25 protein-coding genes are annotated in these 22,536 nt (G+C 67.2%); 11 read left to right on the forward strand and 14 right to left on the reverse strand.

The features are described from left to right. Nucleotides 1-3: 3 nt before the first annotated feature. Both NAV27_RS10250 and NAV27_RS10255 read right to left on the reverse strand, forming a co-directional pair. The gene (locus NAV27_RS10250) at nt 4-588 is read right to left on the reverse strand and encodes a mechanosensitive ion channel family protein (protein ID WP_102829017.1); all 585 of its coding nucleotides are present in this window, start codon (nt 586-588) and stop codon (nt 4-6) included. Next, nucleotides 585-2,495, reverse strand: coding sequence for an ATP-binding cassette domain-containing protein (locus tag NAV27_RS10255; protein ID WP_102829185.1), 1,911 nt, complete (start codon nt 2,493-2,495; stop codon nt 585-587). The genes NAV27_RS10250 and NAV27_RS10255 overlap by 4 nt, the downstream gene beginning before the upstream one ends. A gap of 65 nt (nt 2,496-2,560) precedes the next feature. Here NAV27_RS10255 and NAV27_RS10260 point away from each other — a divergent pair, with 65 nt between their 5' ends. Further along, nucleotides 2,561-3,040 carry a TIGR02444 family protein gene (locus NAV27_RS10260; protein WP_008568339.1) on the forward strand — a complete coding sequence of 160 codons (480 nt, stop codon included), beginning with the start codon at nt 2,561-2,563 and terminating at the stop codon, nt 3,038-3,040. Here NAV27_RS10260 and NAV27_RS10265 read toward each other — a convergent pair. The 10 genes from NAV27_RS10265 to NAV27_RS10310 all read right to left on the reverse strand — a co-directional run bounded on the left by NAV27_RS10265 (nt 3,016) and on the right by NAV27_RS10310 (nt 11,497). After that, nucleotides 3,016-3,738, reverse strand: a complete 723-nt coding sequence (locus NAV27_RS10265; protein WP_102829018.1) for an AlgP family protein — start codon at nt 3,736-3,738, stop codon at nt 3,016-3,018. The genes NAV27_RS10260 and NAV27_RS10265 overlap by 25 nt on opposite strands. A 109-nt stretch (nt 3,739-3,847) precedes the next feature. Beyond that, entirely contained in the window at nt 3,848-4,312 is a 465-nt protein-coding gene (locus tag NAV27_RS10270) for an Rsd/AlgQ family anti-sigma factor (RefSeq protein WP_008568343.1), read from the reverse strand. Nucleotides 4,313-4,603: 291 nt separating this feature from the next. Next, nucleotides 4,604-5,095, reverse strand: coding sequence for a disulfide bond formation protein B (locus tag NAV27_RS10275; protein WP_102829019.1), 492 nt, complete (start codon nt 5,093-5,095; stop codon nt 4,604-4,606). A 118-nt stretch (nt 5,096-5,213) separates the two neighbouring features. Continuing rightward, nucleotides 5,214-6,434 carry a heme biosynthesis HemY N-terminal domain-containing protein gene (locus NAV27_RS10280; protein WP_102829020.1) on the reverse strand — a complete coding sequence of 407 codons (1,221 nt, stop codon included), beginning with the start codon at nt 6,432-6,434 and terminating at the stop codon, nt 5,214-5,216. Further along, nucleotides 6,431-7,591, reverse strand: a complete 1,161-nt coding sequence (locus tag NAV27_RS10285; RefSeq protein ID WP_102829021.1) for a uroporphyrinogen-III C-methyltransferase — start codon at nt 7,589-7,591, stop codon at nt 6,431-6,433. The genes NAV27_RS10280 and NAV27_RS10285 overlap by 4 nt, the downstream gene beginning before the upstream one ends. 16 nt (nt 7,592-7,607) lie before the next feature. Further along, on the reverse strand, nt 7,608-8,378 hold the full coding sequence (locus tag NAV27_RS10290; RefSeq protein WP_102829022.1) for a uroporphyrinogen-III synthase: 771 nt from the start codon (nt 8,376-8,378) through the stop codon (nt 7,608-7,610). Further along, the gene (hemC, locus tag NAV27_RS10295; RefSeq protein ID WP_102829023.1) at nt 8,375-9,313 is read right to left on the reverse strand and encodes a hydroxymethylbilane synthase; all 939 of its coding nucleotides are present in this window, start codon (nt 9,311-9,313) and stop codon (nt 8,375-8,377) included. The genes NAV27_RS10290 and hemC overlap by 4 nt, the downstream gene beginning before the upstream one ends. 179 nt (nt 9,314-9,492) lie before the next feature. Continuing rightward, the gene (locus NAV27_RS10300) at nt 9,493-10,239 is read right to left on the reverse strand and encodes a LytR/AlgR family response regulator transcription factor (protein ID WP_008568350.1); all 747 of its coding nucleotides are present in this window, start codon (nt 10,237-10,239) and stop codon (nt 9,493-9,495) included. 5 nt (nt 10,240-10,244) lie between these two features. Beyond that, nucleotides 10,245-11,294 carry a sensor histidine kinase gene (locus NAV27_RS10305; protein WP_102829024.1) on the reverse strand — a complete coding sequence of 350 codons (1,050 nt, stop codon included), beginning with the start codon at nt 11,292-11,294 and terminating at the stop codon, nt 10,245-10,247. After that, nucleotides 11,291-11,497 (reverse strand): hypothetical protein, encoded by a 207-nt coding sequence (locus NAV27_RS10310; protein WP_232249191.1) that lies wholly within the window; start codon nt 11,495-11,497, stop codon nt 11,291-11,293. The genes NAV27_RS10305 and NAV27_RS10310 overlap by 4 nt, the downstream gene beginning before the upstream one ends. On the opposite strand from NAV27_RS10310, the gene argH reads away from it, so the two are divergent. From argH to NAV27_RS10340, 6 genes are all read left to right on the forward strand, one after another. Beyond that, entirely contained in the window at nt 11,490-12,884 is a 1,395-nt protein-coding gene (gene argH / locus NAV27_RS10315) for an argininosuccinate lyase (RefSeq protein ID WP_102829026.1), read from the forward strand. The two genes, NAV27_RS10310 and argH, sit on opposite strands and share 8 nt — an antisense overlap. Nucleotides 12,885-12,931: 47 nt before the next feature. After that, entirely contained in the window at nt 12,932-14,083 is a 1,152-nt protein-coding gene (locus tag NAV27_RS10320; RefSeq protein ID WP_102829027.1) for an NnrS family protein, read from the forward strand. 83 nt (nt 14,084-14,166) lie between these two features. After that, nucleotides 14,167-14,694, forward strand: coding sequence for a hypothetical protein (locus NAV27_RS10325; RefSeq protein WP_102829028.1), 528 nt, complete (start codon nt 14,167-14,169; stop codon nt 14,692-14,694). 62 nt (nt 14,695-14,756) lie between these two features. Further along, complete coding sequence (locus NAV27_RS10330) at nt 14,757-15,191, forward strand: hypothetical protein (RefSeq protein ID WP_180981444.1); 435 nt, start codon at nt 14,757-14,759, stop codon at nt 15,189-15,191. A gap of 112 nt (nt 15,192-15,303) precedes the next feature. Continuing rightward, a complete protein-coding gene (locus tag NAV27_RS10335; protein ID WP_043297890.1) occupies nt 15,304-15,549 on the forward strand; it encodes a TIGR02647 family protein in 246 nt (81 codons plus the stop codon). 129 nt (nt 15,550-15,678) lie between these two features. Next, the gene (locus tag NAV27_RS10340) at nt 15,679-18,522 is read left to right on the forward strand and encodes a class I adenylate cyclase (RefSeq protein WP_102829186.1); all 2,844 of its coding nucleotides are present in this window, start codon (nt 15,679-15,681) and stop codon (nt 18,520-18,522) included. A gap of 22 nt (nt 18,523-18,544) precedes the next feature. On the opposite strand, the gene rnk is transcribed toward NAV27_RS10340, so the two are convergent. After that, nucleotides 18,545-18,952: a nucleoside diphosphate kinase regulator gene (rnk, locus tag NAV27_RS10345; RefSeq protein ID WP_008568359.1), complete on the reverse strand. Its 408-nt coding sequence runs from the start codon at nt 18,950-18,952 to the stop codon at nt 18,545-18,547. 130 nt (nt 18,953-19,082) lie between these two features. Further along, entirely contained in the window at nt 19,083-19,415 is a 333-nt protein-coding gene (cyaY, locus tag NAV27_RS10350; RefSeq protein ID WP_102829029.1) for an iron donor protein CyaY, read from the reverse strand. Nucleotides 19,416-19,582: 167 nt separating this feature from the next. Between cyaY and lptM the strand changes: the two genes are divergently transcribed. The 4 genes from lptM to NAV27_RS10370 are packed head-to-tail and all read left to right on the forward strand — an operon-like array spanning nt 19,583 to nt 22,516. After that, entirely contained in the window at nt 19,583-19,723 is a 141-nt protein-coding gene (gene lptM, locus NAV27_RS10355) for an LPS translocon maturation chaperone LptM (protein WP_037020009.1), read from the forward strand. A gap of 12 nt (nt 19,724-19,735) precedes the next feature. Beyond that, nucleotides 19,736-20,983: a diaminopimelate decarboxylase gene (gene lysA / locus NAV27_RS10360; protein ID WP_102829030.1), complete on the forward strand. Its 1,248-nt coding sequence runs from the start codon at nt 19,736-19,738 to the stop codon at nt 20,981-20,983. A gap of 10 nt (nt 20,984-20,993) precedes the next feature. Next, a complete protein-coding gene (gene dapF, locus NAV27_RS10365) occupies nt 20,994-21,824 on the forward strand; it encodes a diaminopimelate epimerase (RefSeq protein WP_102829031.1) in 831 nt (276 codons plus the stop codon). Next, nucleotides 21,821-22,516, forward strand: a complete 696-nt coding sequence (locus NAV27_RS10370) for a DUF484 family protein (RefSeq protein ID WP_008568365.1) — start codon at nt 21,821-21,823, stop codon at nt 22,514-22,516. The genes dapF and NAV27_RS10370 overlap by 4 nt, the downstream gene beginning before the upstream one ends. Nucleotides 22,517-22,536: the final 20 nt, after the last annotated feature.

A 22,536-nucleotide genomic window follows, 5' to 3' on the forward strand; every position in this document is an offset into this window, starting at 1 on the left:
GATTTACTTCTCGTTAGGGGGTTGTGGGGTGAACTGCAGGTCGCTGCCGCGCCAGCGGCGCACGGCTTTCTGGAAAAACAAGCTGTTGGGCACCTGAACGATGGCGCCGGTTCCGCTCTCGGCGCTCTCCTCGAGGGTGGTGTAGAGCAGATTGATGTCGATCACGCGGCCTTTGACGATGGGCTTGTCGAACGCCTCGACGATCTCCACCACATCACCGAGCCGAAACGGCCCGACGGTGAGGATTAGCACCGCGCAGAGCAGGTTGGACAGCACGCTCCAGATCGCGAAGAATGCCACGGCCGCCACCGCGACGAAGCCGGAAATCGCCGTCCACAACACGGTGGCGGATACGCCGAGGCGCTCCAGAACCATGATCAGCGCACCACCCATGATGAACCAGCGGATGCCGCCACGCACCGGCAGCAGCAACTCCGGCGGTAGCGGATAGCGACTGCCCAGGCGGGTCAGACCGCGCGCCACCAGGCGCTGCAGCACGTAGGCCACCAGCAGGATCAACAGCACCTGCAGGCCAAGCAGCAGCGGTTCGCGCCACGGGCCGAAGAGGGTCAGCAGGCGCTCGTTCATGCGCTTGCCTCCAGCTGCGCCTGCAGGCGCTCGAGGGTTTCCAGCGCTTCCAGCCAGGCCTCCTCCAGTTCGCCTTCGCGCACCTTCAGCTCAGCCTGACGCGCCAGCAGCTCGCGCAGCTCGTCCTTGCGCGCCGCCTCGTAGAGCGCCGGGTCGCCGAGTCGATCTTCCAGCTCGGCCAGCTTCTCGTGCACGCCGCCAAGGTCCTTCTCCAGCTTGTCGGCGTGCCGCTTGTGCGGTGCCAGCTGCTGGCGCAGCGCAGCGGCGGCCTGGCGCTGGGCGCGGCGGTCGGTCTTATCCGGCGCGCCGTCGTTGACCGTCGTGGGCTGCTGGCGCGCGCGGTAATCCACCAGCCAGCGTGCGTAATCCTCCAGATCGCCATCGAAGGACTGCACCTGACCGTCAGCCACCAGCAGAAACTCGTCGGTGGTGCTCTTGAGCAGATGGCGGTCGTGGGAAACCACCAGCACCGCGCCTTCGAACTCCTGCAGAGCCAGGGTCAGCGCCAGGCGCATTTCCAGATCGAGATGGTTGGTCGGTTCGTCGAGCAGCAGCAGGTTCGGCTTACCCCAGGCGATCAGTGCCAGCGCCAGTCGTGCCTTCTCGCCGCCGGAAAAATTCAGCACCGGCTCATCACAGCGCTCGCCACGAAAATCGAATCCACCGAGGAAATCGCGCAGGGTCTGCTCGCGCTCGCCGGGTGCGATGCGCTGCAGATGCAACAGCGGGCTGGCCTTGGGGTCGAGCGCATCCAGCTGATGTTGGGCGAAATAGCCGATCACCAGATTCTCGCCGCGCTGCAGGCGGCCGGCGATCGGGCTGAGCTCGTTGGCCAGGGTCTTGATCAGCGTCGACTTGCCCGCACCGTTCGGTCCCAGCAGGCCGATCCGTGCACCGGGCACCAGCTGCAGCTTGACCTTGTCCAGCACGGTCTTGTCGCCGTAGCCGAGCCGGCCTTCAGCCAAATCGAGCAGCGGGCTTGACACCTTGTCGGCCTCGCGAAAGCTGAAATCGAACGGCGAATCGACATGGGCCGGCGCCAACTCCTCGAGGCGCTCCAGCGCCTTGATCCGGCTCTGCGCCTGACGTGCCTTGGTCGCCTTGGCCTTGAAGCGACGGATGAAGCTCTCCATGTGCGCGCGCTGCGCCTGCTGTTTCTCGTACGCCTGCTGCTGTTGCGCCAGGCGCTCGGCACGGGTGCGCTCGAAGGCCGAGTAGCCGCCGCGATAGAGCGTCAGCGTACGCTGTTCGAGATGAATGACGTGATCGACCACTGCATCGAGGAAATCGCGGTCGTGGGAAATCAGCAGCAGCGTGCCCGGATAGTTCTTCAGCCAGTCCTCCAGCCAGAGGATCGCATCGAGATCGAGGTGGTTGGTCGGTTCGTCCAGCAGCAGCAGCTCGGACGGACACATCAGCGCCTGCGCCAGGTTCAGGCGCATGCGCCAGCCACCGGAGAAGCTGCCGACCGGCAGGGCCATCTGCGCGTGGGAAAAGCCCAGCCCGGCGAGCAGCTTGCGCGCGCGCGCATCGGCGCTGTAGCCGTCGGCGTTGTCCAGCTCGGTGTGCAGGCGCGCCAGCGCGTTGCCGTCGTGCGCCTGCTCGGCCATGGCCAGATCACGCTGGATGCGCCGCAACTCGACGTCGCCATCGAGCACATAATCCACCGCCAGCCGATCGAGCGTCTCGATTTCCTGACGCATATGGGCGATGCGCCAGTCCGGCGGCAGCTGGCAGTCGCCGCCGTCCGGCACCAGCTCGCCGCGCAGCAACGCGAACAGGGTGGATTTGCCGGCACCGTTGGCGCCCACCAGACCGGCCTTCTGGCCAGGATGCAGGGTCAGCTCGGCGCCTTCCAGCAGACGCTGGGGGCCGCGCTGTAGAGTGAGGTTCTGAAGTCGGATCATAATGGCGGCGGAGTTTATCAGCTCGCCCGAAATGCGGTCGGGCGCCGACAAAAAAAACCGAGCCCATGCCCACCACCGATCTCTGGACCTTCGCTCTCGCCTGCTATGCCCGTCCCGGCGTGGAGTCCGCCTGCCTGGAGCTGCAAGCGCAAGGCGCCGACGTCTGCCTGCTGTTGTGTGGCGCCTGGCTGGAAGTGCGCGGCAGCGCATCCGATCCGGTGCGCCTGGGGCAACTCAGGGCAATCGCCACACCCTGGCAGCAGCATCTCCAATCGCTGCGCCAGCTACGGCAGCAATGGCGTGCCGCCGCGCAGCAGGATGCCGCGCTGCATCGGCTGCGCGAACAGCTCAAATCGCTGGAGTTACAAGGAGAACGCGTCTTGCTGGAGCGCTTGGAGCGCTGCAGTGACACCTGGCCGACGAGCGCACAGCAGGCGCACTGGCTGGAGGCGCTGCTGCCCGTGGACAGCGAAAGCAGTCGCGCAGCCCTGGCGGTGCTGCGCGACGCGGCTCGGCGGACTCAGCTGGAGCTGCGCGGCGCCTGAGTGGTTGCACCGCTGGACTTGGCCGGCTTGCGCGCCGCGGGTTTCTTGGTAGCCGGCTTCGGCGTGGCCGCCGGCGTCGACGTGACCGCCGGCTTGCTCGCGACCGGCCTGCTACGCGCGGGTTTGGCCGCCGGCGCAGCCGCTTCCGGCTCGACCTTGGCGGCAGGTTTGCTCGCCGGCGCCTTCGCCGGGCGCGCCCGGGTGGCGGCCGGCTTGGCGGCGGCAGCCGGCGCACGGCTGCTGCGTGCTGCCGGCTTGCGCGCGCTGGCACTCGTCGCTGCCGTTTCTGCAGACGAATTGCGCGTCTGCAACGCCTGCGCGGCGGAATCACCCACCTGACGCACGCCCTGCGCCAGATGCAGGCTCTGAGCGATGTCACGCTTGAGTTCGGCAATGTAACCGAGCATCTCGCCCTGGCGCGCCTGCAGCAACGCCATCAGCTCCTCCAGCTCGGCAATGCGCGTGCGCGCCTTGCCCTGAGCCTTGGCGCGACCAGCACGACCGGCTTCATCCAGTCGTGTACGGGCCTTCGCCAGTCGCTCCTGGGCCTTACCGCGCTGCTTCTCCAGCTTGCCCAGCGTACCTTCGGCATCCTGCAGTGCCAGCTGGCAGGCCTTGTCCAGATGGTCGACGAGGGTGTTCGCCAATTGCTCTAGCAGATGCAGCGGGGTGTTAACCGACTTCTTCTTCGCGGGCATGAAGGTGCCTCCTGGCGGGTTCGATGGAGCCATACTAGACGCGCGCCAGGCCGCCCGCCAGAGGGCCTGTGAGGCCCGCGGCGCGGCGAACGGAACGCGATCCAGAGGCTCAGGCCGTGACGGCGACCTGCTTGTGCGCGGTGTGCAGCACTTCGATCAGGCAGTCTTCCAGTTCGAAGCGCTCGTGCAACAGCTGGCCTAGCTGCCGAAGCTCGTCACCCAAGCCAGGGCTACCGAGGCAGTCACCTTTCTCGCAGCGATCGTTGAAGGCGAGCGACACCTGGGTGATGACCTCGATGCGCGGGTAGATCTGCTTGGCCAGTTCGATGCCACGCGCATCGCCGAAAGCCTTGGCCTCGGCAAGCAGCTGTTCGTAAATCTCGAAGTGGCCGGCGGACACGTAGTCGACCAGCAATTGGCAGAATCTCTGCAGGGCTTGGCGCGTTGCGGAATCGCTTTCCACATGCAGCCCGTCGAATGCGTTGACGAGCGCATGACGTTCCTGCAGCCAGCGGTCAATCAGCAGATGCACACCACCCCAGCGTTCCTGGGCGTTCCGACAGCTCTCGAGCATGATGACCTCACTTCCCTAATCGAAATACTTTTTCGCCTTTCCGAGACGTTTTTTTGTCTTTCGGCATCGGCCTTGGGTGAGTGGCGGTGCAAACGGCGAATTTCCGTCACCGCACGAGCAGACTATGCTGCCGCGCATCAGGCTTCAAGCAATGCCGGCGTTTTTTCCGCCCGCCTGTCCCCCTGCATTCTGGCTCCCGGATGAGCGCCGGAATTACAGTGCCCGAGCCATCATCTGCGCTTTCTCACTGACCCTCGAACGGGAAGCAGGTTCGCTGACGAAGCGCGACGATCAGCCGCGACGCAGCATCTGCCAGATGCAGAATGCTGCCATGCCGATGAACGCCAGCAACGTCCACTCCGGAATGCTCATGCCCAGCAGGGTCCAGCTGACCTCCGCGCACGCGGCGGTGCCGTGCAGCACCAGACGGGCAATTTCCTGGAAGGGCAGCGCTTCCATCATGTATTCCAGGCTCGGCAGGCAGCTCGGCAGCTCTTCGGCCGGCACGCTCTGCAGCCAGATCTGGCGGATCGCCGTGGCGCCTCCGGCCACGGCAAACAGCAACGCGAACGCGGCATACAGGCGCCGACCGGTCAGTGCCGGATCATGCAGCGCAGCGATCAGACAGACCACCCCGAAGCCGATCACACAGATCCGCTGCACGATGCACAGCGGGCAAGGCGCCAGACCGACCACATGTTCCAGATACAGCGCAGCGCCCATCATCGCGACGCAGGCAAGGAAGGCGAGAAGGAAAAGCGAACGTGGGCTGGCCAGGTTCATGGGAGCTCCGCAGGCAGGAAAAGCCCGCTACGGTAGAGGAAAGCGACGACCGCTTACAAGCTGCGGCCGCCTGGCTTGCGAACGGCGACACCCGCGCGACGGCGGGTGTCGCCCAACGTCAGAGCGGTGCCGGCAGGTTGCGATCCAGTAATCCGAGCCCTTCGTGGAACAGCTGGTTGCTTCGCTGTGCATCACCCAGCTGGGCGAGCAGGCGCGCCAGTTCGGCGCAGGTTTGCGGGCGGTGTTCGATGCGCAGACTCGCCTCGAAGTAATCGCGCGCCTTGCCCCACAGCTCGTTACGCAGACTCAGCCGCGCGAGCGCCAACAGCAGCGCGGCGTTGTCCGGGTGCGCCTTGAGCCAGCCTTCGGCATGTGCCAGCTGACGAGCCGAATCGCGCCCCTGGACGCAGCCGTAGCGCTCGACCAGGCGATCATCGAACTGACGCTTGAGCGCGGCGTACAGCACTTCCTCGGCCTTCGCCTCGGCGCCGAGTCGGCTCAGGCCGTCGGCGTAGGCACGCACCAGCTGGGGTTCGTGACGCAACGCGGCGGGTACCGACTGCCAGCGCTGTTCGAGCGCCTGGCGCGCCTCCTCCGCCGTGCCGGCTTCGGCCCGCGCGACCTGCTCGACAGCGGCGGTCCAGGCCAATCGCTCCAGCTCGTCCAGACGCGCCACCGGCAGCACGTGCTGCTTGCGCAGATCGGGCAGCAGCCGGCACAGCGCGGGCCAGTCCTCCAGTTGCACATAGAGCTGCTGCAACTGCACCAGCAGATAGGGATGGCGCGGATGTTCGTCGTGCAGCGCGCTCAGCGTCGCCCGTGCTTCGGCGTACTGGCCGCGCGCGATCTGTAGCTGTGCCTGCGCCAGGCCGATGGCCAGCGCGGCCTGCGGTTCGCGTTCCCGCGCCTGACGCAGCAGCTCGTCGCTCTGCTCATGTTCGCCCAGTTCGTTGGCAGCGCGGGCCGCGCCCAGGTAATGCACCAGTGGCTGGCGGTCGTGTTCGGCGGCGGTACGCAGATGCCCGAGCGCCGGCTGCCATTGCCCTTCGGCCAGCTCGCGCATGCCGCGCCGCGAAGCGTTCTCGACCCGCCGCGCGCGATGCCGCCGTGACCACGGGTTAACCAGCGCGCCGGACAGCTGCAGCAGCCCCAGCAGGCGATGCAGCAACACCGCAAGCAGCCAGAAGGCGGCGATCAGCCCGAGGAAAACCCAGAAACTGGATTCGTAGCGGAAGCGATCGTAGGTGATCAGCACGTAGCCGGCACCCTGGCTGATGGCCCAGCCGAGGAAGCCGGCGATCGCCAGGATCAGGATGAGAACGAGAGCCAGGCGTTTCATGTGCGCTGCGCCTCCTGCTCCGTCTCGGCCGCCGGCTGCTTCGGCTCCGACTCGCTGCTGTCCGGGGTTTCACGCTTCTGCACGTAGACCTGCAACGCCTTGAGCGCCGGCGCCAGGTCGGGCAGCGCCACCGCGACCTGCCGTCCGGCGAGCGCCTCGATGCGCTGGCGCAGCCCGCGGGCGTCGCCGTTATCCTCACTGAAGTGGTCCTGCAGCATGCTGCGCGCCTGCTCCAGCGACTGCTGGTAGACCTCGGTATTGCCGTTGAGCACCGCCCACTGCGCCTGCTCGATGGCCAGCGACAGCGCCAGCTGCACTTGCGCCAGGCTCTGGCCGGCGAGCAGCGGCTTGACGTTGGTGCCGGCGTCGAAGTCGATGCGCACGTAGCGCATCAGCTCGTCGAGCCAGCGCTGCCAGCGGCTTTGCACCGCATCGCCCGGCAGCGCTTCACCATTGACGAATTCCGGCGCCAGCGCGCTGAGCCGGCTGGTCTGCCCACGCAGCGCACCGAGCTGCAGGAACAGCCCGGTGCGGTCGAGATCCGGCAGGCTGCGCAGGCCTTCGAGTCCTTCGAGCAGTTTCTGCCGGGTAGCGTAGGCGGCCGGGTCGTCCTGCTTCTGCAGGATCAGGTCGGCCTCGTGCACCAGCATCTCGGCGCTCTTCACGTCCTGCATGGCCGACAGGCGCAGCATCGCCATGCGCAGCAGATGTTCGGCTTCGGCCAGCCGCCACTCCTCGCGGCTGGCGCCAAGCACCTGCTCGACGCGCCCGGAAAGGCGCTGCTGGTCGCTCTGCAGGGCGGCGAGCAGGCGCCGCTGCTCGTCCAGCTCCGCCGGCGATGGCAGTTGTTCCAGGGGCGTCAGGCGGCTGGCCAGTTGTCGATCGGCCTCGGCCAGGCGCTGCGCCTGCGCGTCAGCGGTCTGCAGCGCCTGCGCCTGCTGTGCATCACGAGCGGCGAACTGCTGCACCTGCCAGACGCTGTAGCCGGCCACGGCAATACCGGCGACGCCGCACAGCAGCGCCAGCAGAGACAGCGCCTTGCCGCCGCCCTGGCGGGCTGGCTTGGCCGGGGCGTTTTTGCGGGCGTCGTTGGCGATGGGATCCGGCGGCGTGCTGGCCGGGGATTGCAGCGGCTCGTTCTTGTCTGTTTCGCTCACATTTCCGTCCTTTGCTTCAGAAGGCAGGCCGCGGTGTGCTGCGTACGGCCGCCAGCAAGGCCGTGGCGGCAGCGCCACGGCAATCCACGATTCGTCTGGCGCCCAGCTGTCGGGCCATCTCGGCGACCCTGGGGCTGGGTACGAACAAGGGTAATTCAAGCAGATCAGGCCAGGCGGCGCCGGCCAGCGCATGCAGCGACTGCAGCCCCTGGCCGCTGCTGACCACCAGCCCGTTGAGCCGCTGCGCCTCCACCAGATCCATCAGCGCATGCGGCGGATACTCAGGCAAGCAACGGCGATAAAGCCCCAGCGTGTCGACCTGCACGCCGCGCGCGCGCAGGGTCTCGGCAAAAAACTCGCGTCCGCCCTCGCCACGCACGATAAGCACCTTCGGCGCCGGTATTGCCAACGCCTCGGCCAGCTGCGGCAGCGCCAGCAGGGCCTCGCTGTCGTCGCCGGTCTGCGGCCAGCTGGCGTCCAGGCCGTAGTCCGCGAGGATCGCTCCGGTCGCCGCGCCGACGCTGAACCAGCGCTGGCCGAACGGCGGCTGCGGCCAGTAGCGATCGAGCAGCTCCAGCGCCCGGCGCGCGGCCGGCTTGCTGACCACGACCACTGCGCAGTAGCGGTCCAGTTCGAGAATGGTCGCGCGCTGCTCGGCGGTTTCCGGCAGCGGCTCGATCGCCAGCAGCGGCAGGCTGGCGCTGTCGATTCCGGCCTCGGCCAGCGTCGCCGCCAGCGCGGCGCATTCGTCGGCCGGCCGGGTCAGCAGCAGGCGCCAGCCGCTCACGCGTGACCGGCCTCGCCGTAGACCGCCTGGAGAATTCGCTCGGCGCCCTGCGCCAGCAGGTCTTCGGCGACGCGCACACCCAGCGCCTCGGCCTCGGCGGCCGGCGCACGACCCTCGGCGCGCAGCAGCAGGCTGCCGTCGGGCTGGCCAACCAGGCCGCGCAGCCACAGCTGCTCACCCTCGAGCACCGCGTAGCAGGCGATCGGCACCTGGCAGCCGCCATTCAGCCGCTTGTTCAGCGCACGTTCGGCGGTGACGCGCGTAGCGGTCGCGGAGTCATTCAGGCAGGCGAGCAGCTGATGCACTTCGCTGTCGGCGCTGCGGCATTCGATGCCGACCGCGCCCTGGCCGCCGGCCGGCAGGCTCTCGTCGACACCGATGCTGGAGCGGATGCGCTCGCCGAAGCCAAGGCGAATCAGCCCGGCGGCGGCGAGGATGATGGCGTCGTACTCGCCGGCATCCAGCTTGGCCAGACGGGTGTTGACGTTGCCGCGCAGGAACTGGATTTTCAGGTCCGGGCGACGCGCCAGCAGCTGGGCCTGGCGACGCAGGCTGGAGGTACCGACCACCGCGCCGGCTGGCAGCGCGTCGAGACTGTCGTAGGTGTTGGAGACGAAGGCGTCGCGCGGGTCTTCGCGCTCGCAGATGCAGTACAGGCCGAGCCCGGCAGGAAACTCCATCGGCACGTCCTTCATCGAGTGCACGGCGATGTCCGCCTCGTTCTCCAGCAGCGCGGTTTCCAGCTCTTTGACGAACAGACCCTTGCCGCCGATCTTCGCCAGCGGCGCGTCGAGCAGCTTGTCGCCGCGACTGACCATCGGCACCAGGCTGACGGTCAGGTCGGGGTGCGCCGCCTCCAGGCGGGCCTTGACGTATTCGGCCTGCCACAGGGCCAGGGCACTCTTGCGGGTGGCGATGCGAATTTCGCGAGACATGGGCTAATCCAGAACCAGTGAATTGCCGGCGATGATAACAGGGCCGGCGGCGTCGCTGGGTTGGCAGGAATCAAGGAACACCGCCGCATCGACGACCCGGTAAGGCGCGGCGGCAAACCGGCAACGGGCTGCCACCCGCACCGTGCCGCGTGCAATCAGCGCGGACGACCTTCCTGCGCCTAGAGGTTCTGCATCAGCTTGCGCACGCCGGCGACATGTCGCCGACTCACCGTCAGCGCCTCGCCCTCGAGGCCCTTGAGGTACAGCTGGAAATGCCCCAGCGGCGTGCGCTGCAGGCGCTCGATGCGATCGCGGAACACCAGTGCATTGCGGTGGATGCGCACGAAGCGCTCTCCGAACTCGTCCTCCAGCGACTTCAACGGCTCGTCCAGCAGCACCTCGCCGCCAGCGTGACGCAGCGTCACGTACTTGTGGTCGGCGATGAAATAGATCACCTCGTCCAGCGGAATCAGCTCGATGCCTTTGCGCGTGCGGGCACTGATGTGGCTGCGCGGCCCGCCACCGGAAACCGCCGCCGGACGGGTCAGTGCAGCGAGCTGCACGCGGTTGGGACGCTCGGCCTTCTTCAGCGCTTCGGCCAGATGCTCGGGGCGCACCGGCTTGACCAGATAGCCAACCGCGCTGACCTGGAAGGCCTCGAGGGCGAATTCGTCATGGGCAGTACAGAAGATCACCGCCGGCGGCGCATCCATCTCGCACAGCCGGGCGGCGACCTGCAGGCCGTCGAGGCCGGGCATGCGGATATCGAGCAGCACGATATCCGGGCGCAGTTCTTCGATCAGCGACAGGGCTTGCTCGCCGTTGCTCGCGGTCGGCTCGAGGACACGATAACCGTCGAGGTCACCTACCAGTCGGCTTAGGCGCTCGCGGGCCAGAGGTTCGTCATCGACAATCAGGACATTCATAGAGGTCAGGCTTCCTGCTTTTGTCTCGCACATGGATAGCGTAGACAGGTGTAGTGGCGGCCATCACGGCGCTCCACGCTGAGACTCGCCTGCGGCCCGAAAAGTGCCGCTAATCGTGCGTCGATATTCAGCAAACCCTGGCGAGTACCGCGCGAAACCTGCGTTTGCGCCGCTTCGTCGAACGGGTTGCTGACCTCCAGGCTGAACACGCCGCCGGCGTATTTCGCCGTCACGCTGACCAGGCCGCCCTCGATGCGCGGCTGGATGCCGTACACCAGCGCATTCTCCAGCAGCGGCTGCAGCGTGAGCTGCGGTATCGGCAGGTCCGCCGGCACCTCGTCGACCTGCCACTGCAGCTGCAGGCGCTCGCCAAGGCGGTACTGCTCGATCGACAGATAGCGGCGCGCCAGTTCCAGCTCATCCTGCCAGGTCACCAGCGTGCCGGGGCGCGCCAGGCTGGCGCGGAACAGGTCGGACAAGTCCAGCACCGCCTGCTCGGCCTTGGCCGGATCGAGCGCGACCAGACTGGCGATGCTGTTCAGGCTGTTGAACAGGAAGTGCGGGCGGATCCGCGCCTGCAACGATTCGATTCGCGCGCGCAGCTCGGCCTGTTCCTGGCGTCGCCACTGGCTCTGCAGGTAGAAGTAGCGTAGCAGCAGCCCGGACATGATCAGGCTGATCAGCGCGTGGCGCAGGTACAGGTTGACCTCGCCGTCGCGCTGCAGCGGCCCTGCGAGCTGGTAGATATCGGCCACCGCGGTGCAGGCCAGGGTCAGGCCGAGCACCAACACGCAGCACACCAGCCCCGCCAGCGCCGCGCGCAGCTGCGCCAGCAGCGGGCGCAGCAGGCACAGCGTGCCGGCCGAGAGCAGCACGATCCATTGCACGAACAACGAGGTCAGCGCCAGGCGCATCCAGTCGAAGCCCGGCTGCATCGGTTCGGCCAGCACCAGTACCAGCACCAGCAGCTCGGCCAGCAGCACCAGACCGAGCAGCGCCTCCGCGCGGCACAGTTCGGGAATGAAGAAATCGTCGGTTACGCCAGTGGACTTCACTTGATCAGCCTGTTGGTTTGCCCGCCCGGCAGTTTCCGTGCGCCCTCCGGCATCGGCAAGCCGGCCGCCGAGCGCAAGCGCCGGAAAAGCGTGGATTTGCCAGCCAGCTCACCCTTCCGGCCGTGCCCGATCGCGACGCCATCCCTGCTATCATCGCGGCCTTTCCTCAGCCTTCGGATTTCAGCGAGCGCATTCATGAGCACCGACAAGACCAACCAGTCCTGGGGCGGCCGTTTCAGCGAGCCCGTCGACGCCTTCGTCGCCCGATTCACCGCCTCCGTCGAGTTCGACAAGCGCCTCTACCGCCACGACATCATGGGCTCGATCGCCCACGCCACCATGCTCGCCAAAGCCGGCGTGCTGACCGAGGCCGAGCGCGACCAGATCATCGCCAACCTGAAGGACATCCAGGCCGAAATCGAGGCCGGCACCTTCGACTGGCGCGTCGACCTGGAAGACGTGCACATGAACATCGAGGCGCGCCTGACCGACCGTATCGGCGTCACCGGCAAGAAGCTGCACACCGGCCGCTCGCGCAACGACCAGGTCGCCACCGACATCCGCCTGTGGCTGCGCGACGAGATCGACACCATCCTCGGCGAGATCACCCGCCTGCAGCAGGGTCTGCTGGCGCTGGCCGAGGCCGAAGCCGACACCATCATGCCGGGCTTCACCCACCTGCAGACCGCCCAGCCGGTGACCTTCGGCCATCACCTCTTGGCCTGGTTCGAGATGCTCTCGCGCGACTACGAGCGTCTGGTCGACTGCCGCAAGCGCACCAACCGCATGCCGCTCGGCTCGGCCGCGCTGGCCGGCACCACCTATCCGATCCAGCGCGAGATCACCTGCGAGCTGCTGGGTTTCGAGGCGATCTCCGGCAACTCGCTGGATGGCGTGTCCGATCGCGACTTCGCCATCGAATTCTGCGCCGCCGCCTCGCTGGCGATGATGCACCTGTCGCGCTTCTCCGAAGAGCTGGTGCTGTGGACCAGCGCGCAGTTCCAATTCATCGACCTGCCCGACCGCTTCTGCACCGGCTCCTCGATCATGCCGCAGAAGAAGAACCCGGACGTGCCCGAGCTGGTGCGCGGCAAGACTGGTCGTGTGTTCGGCGCGCTCGCCGGCCTGCTGGTGCTGATGAAGGGCCAGCCGTTGGCCTACAACAAGGACAACCAGGAGGACAAGGAACCGCTGTTCGACGCCGCCGACACCCTGCGCGACTCGCTGCGCGCCTTTGCCGACATGGTTCCGGCGATCAAGCCCAAGCGCGAGATCATGCGCGAGGCGGCGCTGCGCGGTTTCTCTACCGCCACGGATCTCGCCGACTATCTGGTACGCAAGGGCCTGCCCTTCCGCGACTGCCATGAGATCGTCGGCCATGCGGTGAAGTACGGCGTGCAGACCGGCAAGGACCTGGCCGAGATGAGCCTCGACGAGCTGCGCCAGTTCAGCGACCAGATCGGCGACGACGTGTTCGCCGTGCTGACCCTGGAAGGTTCGGTGAACGCCCGCAACCACATCGGCGGCACCGCGCCGCAGCAGGTGCGGGCCGCCGTGCAGCGTGGCCGCGACCTGCTCGCCAGCCGCTGATCCCACCTTCGGAGCGGGCGCCGGCCCGCTCCGACCCGGAGGCGCCCATGCACCCGCGCAAGCCGCGTCTTCCCTTCGCCAACGCCTGGTTCTTTCCCGCCGCCGCGCTGTATGCGGCCGTGCTGCTGCCGATCTCGGTACTCGGCCTGCTGGGCCTGCTGCCCGCGCTGCCGGGGCTGGTCACGCCTGCCGGTCATGCGCGGGAAATGCTGTTCGGCTTCGCCCTGGCGGTGATCGCCGGTTACCTGCTCGGCCCGCAACCGTTGCGGCTGATCCTGTCACTGCTCGGCTGCTGGTTGCTGGCGCGCGTCGGCGCGCTGTTCTGGCCCGGTTCCTGGCTGACGATGGGGGCCACGCTGCTGTTCGCCGCCGGGTTGGCGTGGAAGGTGCTGCCGCGCTTCGTCGGTGCGGCGAAGAAGTGGCGCAACCAGTCCGTCGCGCCGGTGGTCGGCGGGTTGGCGCTGCTCAGCGCGATCACCGCCACCGGTCTCGATTACGGGATGCTGCGCCTGCTGCAGCACGAGGCGCTGCTGCTACTCGCCGCCCTGCTGTTCTTCATGGGCGGACGCGTCATCGCCCCGGCGCTGGCCGGCCATGCGCAGAATGAAGGGCGCCGGCTAAACGCCCGCGTGCAGCCGCAACTGGAAGGCGCGGTGCTGATCCTGCTGGCGCTCGCCCTGCTGCTGGCGCCGCTGTCCTGGCTGCTGCTGCAGCGCCTGGCGGCCGCCATGCTGGTCGCCGCCAGCGTGCTCTGCGGGATTCGCCTGCTGCGCTGGCAGCCCTGGCACTGCCGCACACGTCCGGACCTGCTGGTGCTGCTGCTCGGCTACGCCTGGCTCGTGCTCGGCCTGCTGCTGCTCGGCCTGAGCGCACTGATCCCGACGCTGCCGGCAACCGCCACGCTGCATGCGCTGAGCGTCGGTGCCCTGGGCAGCCTGACCTTCGGCGTGATGGGACGTACGCGGCTGGTGCAACGCTTCCGCGATCCCGAGGCGCGGCGCTGGATTCACCCCTTCGCGCTGCTGCTCAGCCTGGCCGCGCTGGCACGCATCGTTCCGCCCATGCTGGGCCTGCAACCAATGCCCTGGTTGCTGTTGGCGGCGGGCTGCTGGTCGCTGGCCTATCTGGCGCTGGCGGTGCTGCTGTGGCAATGCCGTGATGTCCCTGTCGACCGTCCGCGGGCAACGGCTGATCAGTAATCGTCGAGGAACTCTCACGCAGCGCGCTTGACGTACAAGCAGTCGACGGCGAATCCGCCGTCATCCATTCGCGGAGACATCGCATGGCCAACCTGCGCACGCTGCTGTTGAATCAGGACACCCAGGGCGGCGAGCTTTTCGAGTCGCCGCGCGAACGCCTGCTCTTCTACCGCGCCGAAATCCATTTCGAATCCTCGCTGCTGGCCGAGCGCACCAGCGCCTATCTGGCCTCGCAATCGTTTCTGATGATCGCCTTCGCCTCGGCGATGGCCAACAGCAACCCGGACTGGGGCAACCTGTTCCGCCTGGTGGTGCCGGCGGTGCTGGCGCTGCTCGGGCTGCTGACGTCGCTGCATGCGATGCCTGGTATCCGCTCGAACTTCGAAGTCATCGAGCGCTGGCACCAGAAACAGGCCGAGCTGCTGCAGCTGGAGGGACGCGTCGGCATCCTGCCGAACAACGAATCGGCGCTGTTCGGCGAAGGCACCAGCCCCGCGGGCGGCAAACGCTACAAGCGGACGTTGCTCTTCTCGCTGCGCACGCCGATCATTTTCTCGCTGGTCTGGGGCCTGTTCGGCGTACTCTGCCTGACGCTAAGTCTGCTGGACTGAAGGCGGTCGCCGGCGGCTGGCCCGTCAAGCGGCGGAGAGCCGCACAATCGAGGAGAAACCGCATGCCCGAGTCCGACCGCCCGCGCTACCGCATCAGCGCGGATCGCCAGGCCGCTCACCGGCGGGTACGCTACATCGAGACCAATCAACCGGACGACGGCAGCTGCACGCTGTGCCAGCTGGACACCGCCAACCCGTCGCCAGCCGAAGAGAACCGCGCAATGTCCAACGAGATCGAGCAAGACGACGAGGCCTTCGCCGAGGCCACACTGATTCAGGCCATCGAGAACCAGCTGGAGGCCGGCGAGCCGGCCGCCGCCCAGGCAACCCTGAACAAGCTGACGCTGGTCGGCTACGAACGCGAGGAAAGCGTGCAGATGATGGCGCTGGCCCTGGCCCATGAAATCCGCCGCATGCTCGCCGAGGATCGTCCCTTCGACGGCGCTGCCTACGAAGCCCTGTTGCGCAACCTGCCGGAACTGCCAGAGCAGGCGTAGCGGGCACCGGCCGGCAATCGCGCCGAACCCGAACCTGGATCAAGGCAGGCTCGCGACCAGCAACTACACTCAGCGAGCAAGGGCCGAATGGCCCACCATTCGAGGAGCGAGCATGTCGTACACCCCTGAGTTGGTCGCCGAACTGGAAGTCCTTCGACAGTTCAATCTGGAAAATCTGCAGGAAGGCCTCAAGGTCCATCACGAGGCCAGCCCGTCCACCATCGCCGCGTTCGCCCGGCTGCATGCCAAGGGCCTGATCACTCAGGTCGACGGCGGTTATCTCACCAGCCTGGGGCGCGACGCCGCCGAACAGGCGCAAACCCTGCTGACCATACTCTGCGAGACCGCCAGCGCCTGAGCCGCGCCACCAGCAGCGATCCGGGCGGCACCGCCGGCGCTGACGCCCGCTTGAGGTCTGGCCATGTGCCAGCCTCAAGCCACGCAGCGAGCGGCCGATGAACAGAAGTCGTCCCACCTGCACACCGCAATGACCCGCACCCCACCCATCCAGCCGATTCTCGAAGAAGGCATCGACCGCAAGGTGCTTGCTACCCTGCGCGCGCGGTTTCTGACGCTGAGCGCGGCACGTCTGGAGCGTGCGATGCAGGGGATGTCGACGCGCCAGCAGCAGGCGCTCAAGCTGCTGCCCCTGCTGTTTCACGTCAACCATCCGCTGCTGCCCGGCTATGTCGCGGCGAGCACGCCGGCGGGACTGTCGAGCTTCGAGCCGGATGCCGAATTGCTCGCCGAAGCACAGCGCCTGACCCGCTCGTTCACTTACAAACCATTGCGCGGCCGCCCGGACCAGCCGATCTGGGGGCTGTACCTGATGGGCAGCCTCGGTACCGTGGCGCAGGAGGAGCACAGCGACCTCGACGTATGGGTCTGCCACGACCCGGCTCTCGACGCCCGCCAGCTCGACGAACTGCGCCGCAAATGCGACCTGCTGACGGCCTGGGCCGCCAGCCTGGGTAGCGAAGCGCATTTTTTCCTGGTCGACCCGCAGCGTTTCGTTCAGGGCCAGCGCGAAACGCAGCTCACCTCCGACGACTGCGGCACCACTCAGCACTACCTGTTGCTTGATGAGTTCTATCGCACGGCGATCTGGCTCGGCGGTCGCACGCCGGTCTGGTGGCTGGTGCCGGCCTACGAGGAACACCGTTACCACAGCTATGTGGAAACGCTGCTGGAGCGGCGTTTCGTCCGCGCCGAGGACGTGCTCGATCTCGGCCATCTGCAGCAGATACCGCCCGGCGAGTTCGTCGGCGCCGGGCTCTGGCAGCTGTACAAGGCCATCGAGGCACCCTACAAGTCGTTGTTCAAACTGCTGCTGGTGGAGGTCTACGCCAGCCAGCATCCGCAGGTGCACTGCCTGGCGCTGGCGTTCAAGCAGGCGGTGTACGCCGGCCAGCTGAAGATCGAGGAGCTCGACCCCTACATCTGCGCCTATCGCGCCATCGAGCAGTACCTGCGCGACCGCGACGCGCCCGAACGCCTCGAACTGGCCCGGCGCTGCCTGTACCTGAAGGTCAACCGTCCGCTCAGCCGCCCGCCGCGCAACCGCAACAAGAGCTGGCAACGCGTGCTGCTCGAGCAGCTGGTACGCGACTGGCAGTGGGACGAGCGCCTGCTCGCCCGGCTCGACGACCGCAGCCGGTGGAAGGTGCGCCAGGTCATGCAGGAACGCCAGGCGCTGGCCAACGAGCTGGCGCTCGGCTACCGCTTCCTTAGCGATTTCACCCGTCTGCAGCAGGTCGCCAGCTCGGTCAGCCGCCGCGACCTGAGCGTGCTCGGCCGTCGCCTGTTCGCCACCATCGAGCGCAAGGTCGGCAAGGTCGAGGTGCTCAATATCGGTATCTCGCCGAACATGGCCGAAGACAGCCTGACGCTGGTGCACGGCGAGGACGCCGCCGGTGATCTGTGCTGGTCGCTGTTCACCGGCAGCCTGAACGCCCAGGAATGGGCGAACTTCGCGCCGCTCAAGCGCACGCGCGAACTGATCCCGTTGCTCGCCTGGTGCCACCGCAACGGCGTGATCGATGCCGGCACTCGCGTCTCGCTGTTCGCCGGCGACAGTGGCCTGAGCGAGCCGGAGCTGTTCAATCTGCTCAGCGAGCTGCGCCAGACATTGCCGCTGCCCCTACCGCCGGTCGATGCACAGACGCTGCTCGCCACCGCGCAGCCGCGCACGGTGCTGCTGCTGGTCAACGTCGGCCTCGATCCGCTCGATCAGCGCTCCCTGTTGCAGATGCCCGAGGATGGCGCGCACAGCGACCCGCTGGGCTATGCCGCAGCGCGGGAGAATCTGGTGCTGAGCATCGATCAGGTGCAGCTGAGCAGCTGGAACGAGCTGATCGTCAGCCGCTACGAAGGCCCGCATGCGCTGCCCGACTGCCTGCGCGATCACCTGCAGAACCTGCCGGCCGATGCCGTCGACGGACTGCCACAGCTGCAGGTGCGCTGCTTCTCGCGCAATCGCGGGCAGGCCATCGCCCGGCGTGTCGAAGAGCTGCTGCTGGAGGCCCGCCTGCAGCTCGCCAGCGTGCACAGTCGCTACCTGCTGCAGGTGCGCCAGCAGTTCCATCTGCTCGAACGCCGGCCCGACAGCGTCCGCGCCACCAGCCTGAACGACCGCACCGCGCTGCTCGCCCACCTGGGCGAGGCGCATCACGTCTATCGCCCGCTGCGGCTCGATCGGCATGCGCTCAAGGGCGACGACCTGCGCCTGATCCTCCCGCTGGCGCGCCCCGACTGCCTGCAGCTGTTCTACCGCGTGCGCGGCGAGACGGCCGAGCTGAGCATTCTCGACGAGTGCAACGCACTGTGGTGCCAGCGCCTGCCGTGTCGCGACGAACAGCAATTGCTGATGCCGCTGCTGCGCTTTCTGAGGTCGGTGGAATATCGGCGCAACGCACGCGTGTCGCTGCACGGGGATGACGGCGAGGCGGCTTTCGACATTCAGCTCTACCGTCTGCACGGCGACCCGGGCGAACCCTCGGCCAGCGTGGAGCGGCGCCCGTTACCGCAGGGCGGGACGAGCGATGCCTGCTACGAAGTGCAGGCCATTGTCGAACCGGGCGAAACGCGCTCGCAGGTGACGCTGTACTGCAACCACCGGGAGTTTTCCGAACTGGAGTACGGCGCCCGGCTGTGTATCGCAGTCGCCGAACACATTCTGTCGCAGCGCCGCGATGGCGAGCGCTACCCCTGCTACATCACCGATCTGGATCTCTCGGGTATGCATGGCAGCGGTCGCAGCCAGACGGTGCAGCTGCTGCGCTACAAGGCGCGGCTCGAAGCCGCGCTGAACGCCGCGCTGGCGCAGCTCTGAGCGCGCCGCGCGGCCGCCGGCATCACAGGCCGGTGTCGCCCGCCGCTTCCGGCTGATATTCCACTTCCAGCAGCGTGAGCTTGATGACCTTGCCGCCCGGGGTCGGCCAGTCGATGTGCTGGCCGACGCTCATGCCCAGCAGCGCGGTGCCTACCGGTGCCAGCACCGACACGGTGCCCGGCTTGCCGGCATCCTGCGGATAGACCAGGGTCAGGTGGTAGTCCTTGCCGCTGCCTTCCTCGCGGCAATGTACGCGCGAATTCATGGTCACGACGCCAGCGGGCATCTCGCTGCGCGAGACGACCTTCGCCCGCGACAACTCCTGCTCCAGCGCCTCGGCAGCCGGGCCGTACTCGTCCAGGCTGTCGAGCAGCCGTTCGAGCCGCTGCAGATCGAGTTGGGTAAGGATGATCGACGGTGCACTGGTCATGGGTTCTGGCTCGCTCCTGTGAAATCCAAACGCAAAAAAAGCAAAACCCCGCCCGAAGGCGGGGTTTTGTGACCTGCGGCGACCGTATCACAGCCGCTCGAATTAGCAAAGAGAGCCGCGCGGGGCCCGCTCAGAGGTCCTCGAAGGCCAGCGCTTCGCCGCCCTGCTCCTGGGTGACGCGCGCCAGCAGTTCACCCAGGCGCTCCTCGCTGTTGTCGCAGATCCACAGCTCGGCGTCCTCGTCGTAATCGAAGTGGAAACCGCCGGAGCGTGCCGCGACCCATAGCTGGCGCAGCGCCGGCTGGCGGCTGAGGATCAGCTGGCTGCCGTTGGCGAACCGCACGGTCAGCACGCCGCCGGAATTCTCCAGATCGACATCCAGGGCGCTGTCGTCGAACACGTCCTCCACCTCTTCCTGGGCGGCGTCGACAAGATCGTGGTAGCGGGCTTCGCTCAGGCTCATGCGGGGGTCCTCAAGGTGACGCGCGACCGGCGGTCGCATCGAGGACGCGAGCTTAGCAGGCCCGTCGCAACCCAGGCGAGCCGGCGCCGCCGCCGCGGCTGCTCGATAGGCAATCCGCCGGGTGCTGGGTATACTCCGGCCATTCGATTTTTCAAGGATTGTCCCCCATGAAGCGTCTGCTGCTTCCCCTTGTCGCGCTCGCCGTTCTCGCCTCCGTTCTCGGCGGCTGCGGCCAGAAAGGCCCGTTGTATCTGCCGGACGACGAGGCCACCGCCAAAGAACGTTCCAAAGACCGTTTCGAACTCTAAAGGAGGCTGATCATGGAGGCCTTCTCGTACCGCGACGGTCAACTCTTCGCGGAGGGCGTGGCGCTGTCCGCGCTCGCGCAGCGCTTCGGCACACCGACCTACGTCTATTCCCGCGCGCACATCGAAGCCCAGTACCGGGCCTATGCCGATGCGCTGGATGGCATGCCGCATCTGGTCTGCTTCGCCGTCAAAGCCAATTCGAACCTGGGCGTACTGAACGTACTGGCGCGCCTGGGCGCGGGCTTCGACATCGTTTCGCGCGGTGAACTGGAGCGCGTGCTGGCCGCTGGCGGCCAGCCGGACCGTATCGTCTTCTCCGGCGTCGGCAAGACTCGCGACGACATGCGCCGCGCGCTGGAAGTCGGCGTGCACTGCTTCAACGTCGAATCCACCGACGAGCTGGAGCGCCTGCAGCAGGTCGCCGCCGAGCTGGACGTCAAGGCGCCGGTGTCGCTGCGGGTCAACCCGGACGTCGACGCCGGCACCCATCCGTACATTTCCACCGGGCTGAAAGAGAACAAGTTCGGCATTGCCATTGCCGATGCCGAAGCGGTCTATGCCCGCGCCGCCGAGCTGCCGAATCTGCAAGTGGTCGGTGTCGATTGCCATATCGGTTCGCAGCTGACCAGCCTGCCGCCGTTCCTCGACGCGCTGGACCGCCTGCTGGGGCTTATCGACCGCCTGGCCGCGCGCGGCATCCACATCCGTCACCTGGACCTGGGCGGCGGCCTCGGCGTGCGCTACCGCGACGAGCAGCCACCGTTGGCCGGCGACTACATCCAGGCCGTGCGCCAGCGCATCGAAGGCCGCGGACTGGCACTGGTATTCGAACCGGGTCGCTCGATCGTCGCCAACGCCGGCGTACTGCTGACCCGCGTGGAATATCTCAAGCACACCGCGCACAAGGATTTCGCCATCGTCGACGCGGCGATGAACGACCTGATCCGCCCGGCGCTGTACCAGGCCTGGATGAACGTCGTCGCGGTGCAGCCGCGCGAAGGCGAAGGCCGCCGCTACGACATCGTCGGGCCGATCTGCGAGACCGGTGACTTCCTCGCCAAGGACCGCACCCTGGAGCTGGCCGAGGGCGACCTGCTGGCTGTCTGCTCGGCCGGCGCCTACGGTTTCGTCATGAGTTCCAACTACAACACCCGCGGCCGCGCCGCCGAGGTGCTGGTGGATGGCGACGAGGCCTTCGAAGTACGCCGTCGCGAAAGCGTGCAGGAACTCTACGCCGGCGAAAGCCTGCTGCCCCGTTGAGGCCAACCCGATGCTTTTGCGCTTTACCAAGATGCACGGGCTGGGCAACGACTTCATGGTCATCGACCTGATCAGCCAGCACGCGCACATCCAGCCCAAGCACGCCAAGCAGTGGGGCGACCGCCACACCGGCATCGGCTTCGATCAGCTGCTGATCGTCGAGCCGCCGCAGAATCCGGACGTCGACTTCCGCTACCGCATCTTCAATGCCGACGGTTCGGAAGTGGAACAATGCGGTAACGGCGCGCGCTGCTTCGCCCGCTTCGTGGTCGACAAGCGCCTGACCGTCAAACGCAAGATCAAGGTCGAAACCAAGGGCGGCATCATCGAACTGGACATCCGCCCCGACGGGCAGATTCGCGTCGACATGGGGCCGCCCCGCCTGAAGCCGGCGGACATCCCCTTCCAGGCCGACGCCGAGGCACTGAGCTATCCATTGGATGTTGCCGGCCGCCGCGTCGAGCTCGCCGCCGTGTCGATGGGCAATCCCCATGCAGTGCTGCGCGTCGACAGCGTCGACACTGCGCCGGTGCACGAACTGGGACCGCAGATCGAACACCACCCGCGCTTCCCGCAGCGGGTCAACGTCGGCTTCCTGCAGGTGGTCGACCGTGGCCATGCGCGCCTGCGCGTGTGGGAACGCGGAGCCGGCGAGACTCAGGCCTGCGGCACCGGCGCCTGTGCCGCGGCAGTCGCGGCGATCCGCCAGGGCTGGATGGATTCGCCGGTGCAGATCGACCTCCCCGGCGGCCGTCTGTCCATTGAATGGGCAGGTCCGGGCCAGCCGGTTATGATGACCGGCCCCACCGTTCGCGTTTTCGAAGGACAGGTTCGCCTATGACCGAGCAGACCCCGGCCACCGCGCCGCTGCCCGACGCCGAAGCCGTCGCCGCCTACCTGCGTGCTCATCCGGAATTCTTTGTCGATCACGACGAGTTGCTCACCGAACTGCGCCTGCCACACCAGCCCGGCGCGGCCGTGTCGCTGGTCGAGCGCCAGGTCAAGCTGCTGCGCGAGCGCAACATCGAGATGCGCCACCGGCTGTCGCAACTGATGGATGTCGCCCGCGACAACGACCGGCTGTTCGACAAGACCCGCCGACTGGTGCTCGACCTGCTCGACGCCAGCAGCCTGGAAGAGGTGGTCAGTGCGGTCGAGGACAGCCTGCGCCATGAATTCCAGGTGCCCTACGTCAGCCTGATCCTGTTCAGCGATGCCGTGCTGCCGGTGGGGCGCAGCGTCAGCCCGGCCGAAGCCCAGCAGAGCATCGGCGGCCTGCTCGCCGGCGGCAAGACCATCTGCGGTGCGCTGCGCGCCCACGAACTGGCCTTCCTGTTCGGCGAGGAGCACAGCGCCAGTGTCGGCTCGGCGGCGGTAGTCATGCTCGATCAGCAACTCGGCGCGCTGGCGATCGGCAGTCCCGATCCGCAGCACTACAAGAGTTCGCTCGGCACGCTGTTCCTCGGTTACATCGCCGAGGTGCTGGCGCGAGTGTTGCCGCGCTTCGCCGTGCCGCTGCGTTCGGTGCGCTGAGCCTCCGGCATTTCGCGGCA

The organism is Stutzerimonas degradans (assembly GCF_024448505.1).
GTDB classification, from domain to species: Bacteria; Pseudomonadota; Gammaproteobacteria; order Pseudomonadales; family Pseudomonadaceae; genus Stutzerimonas; species Stutzerimonas degradans.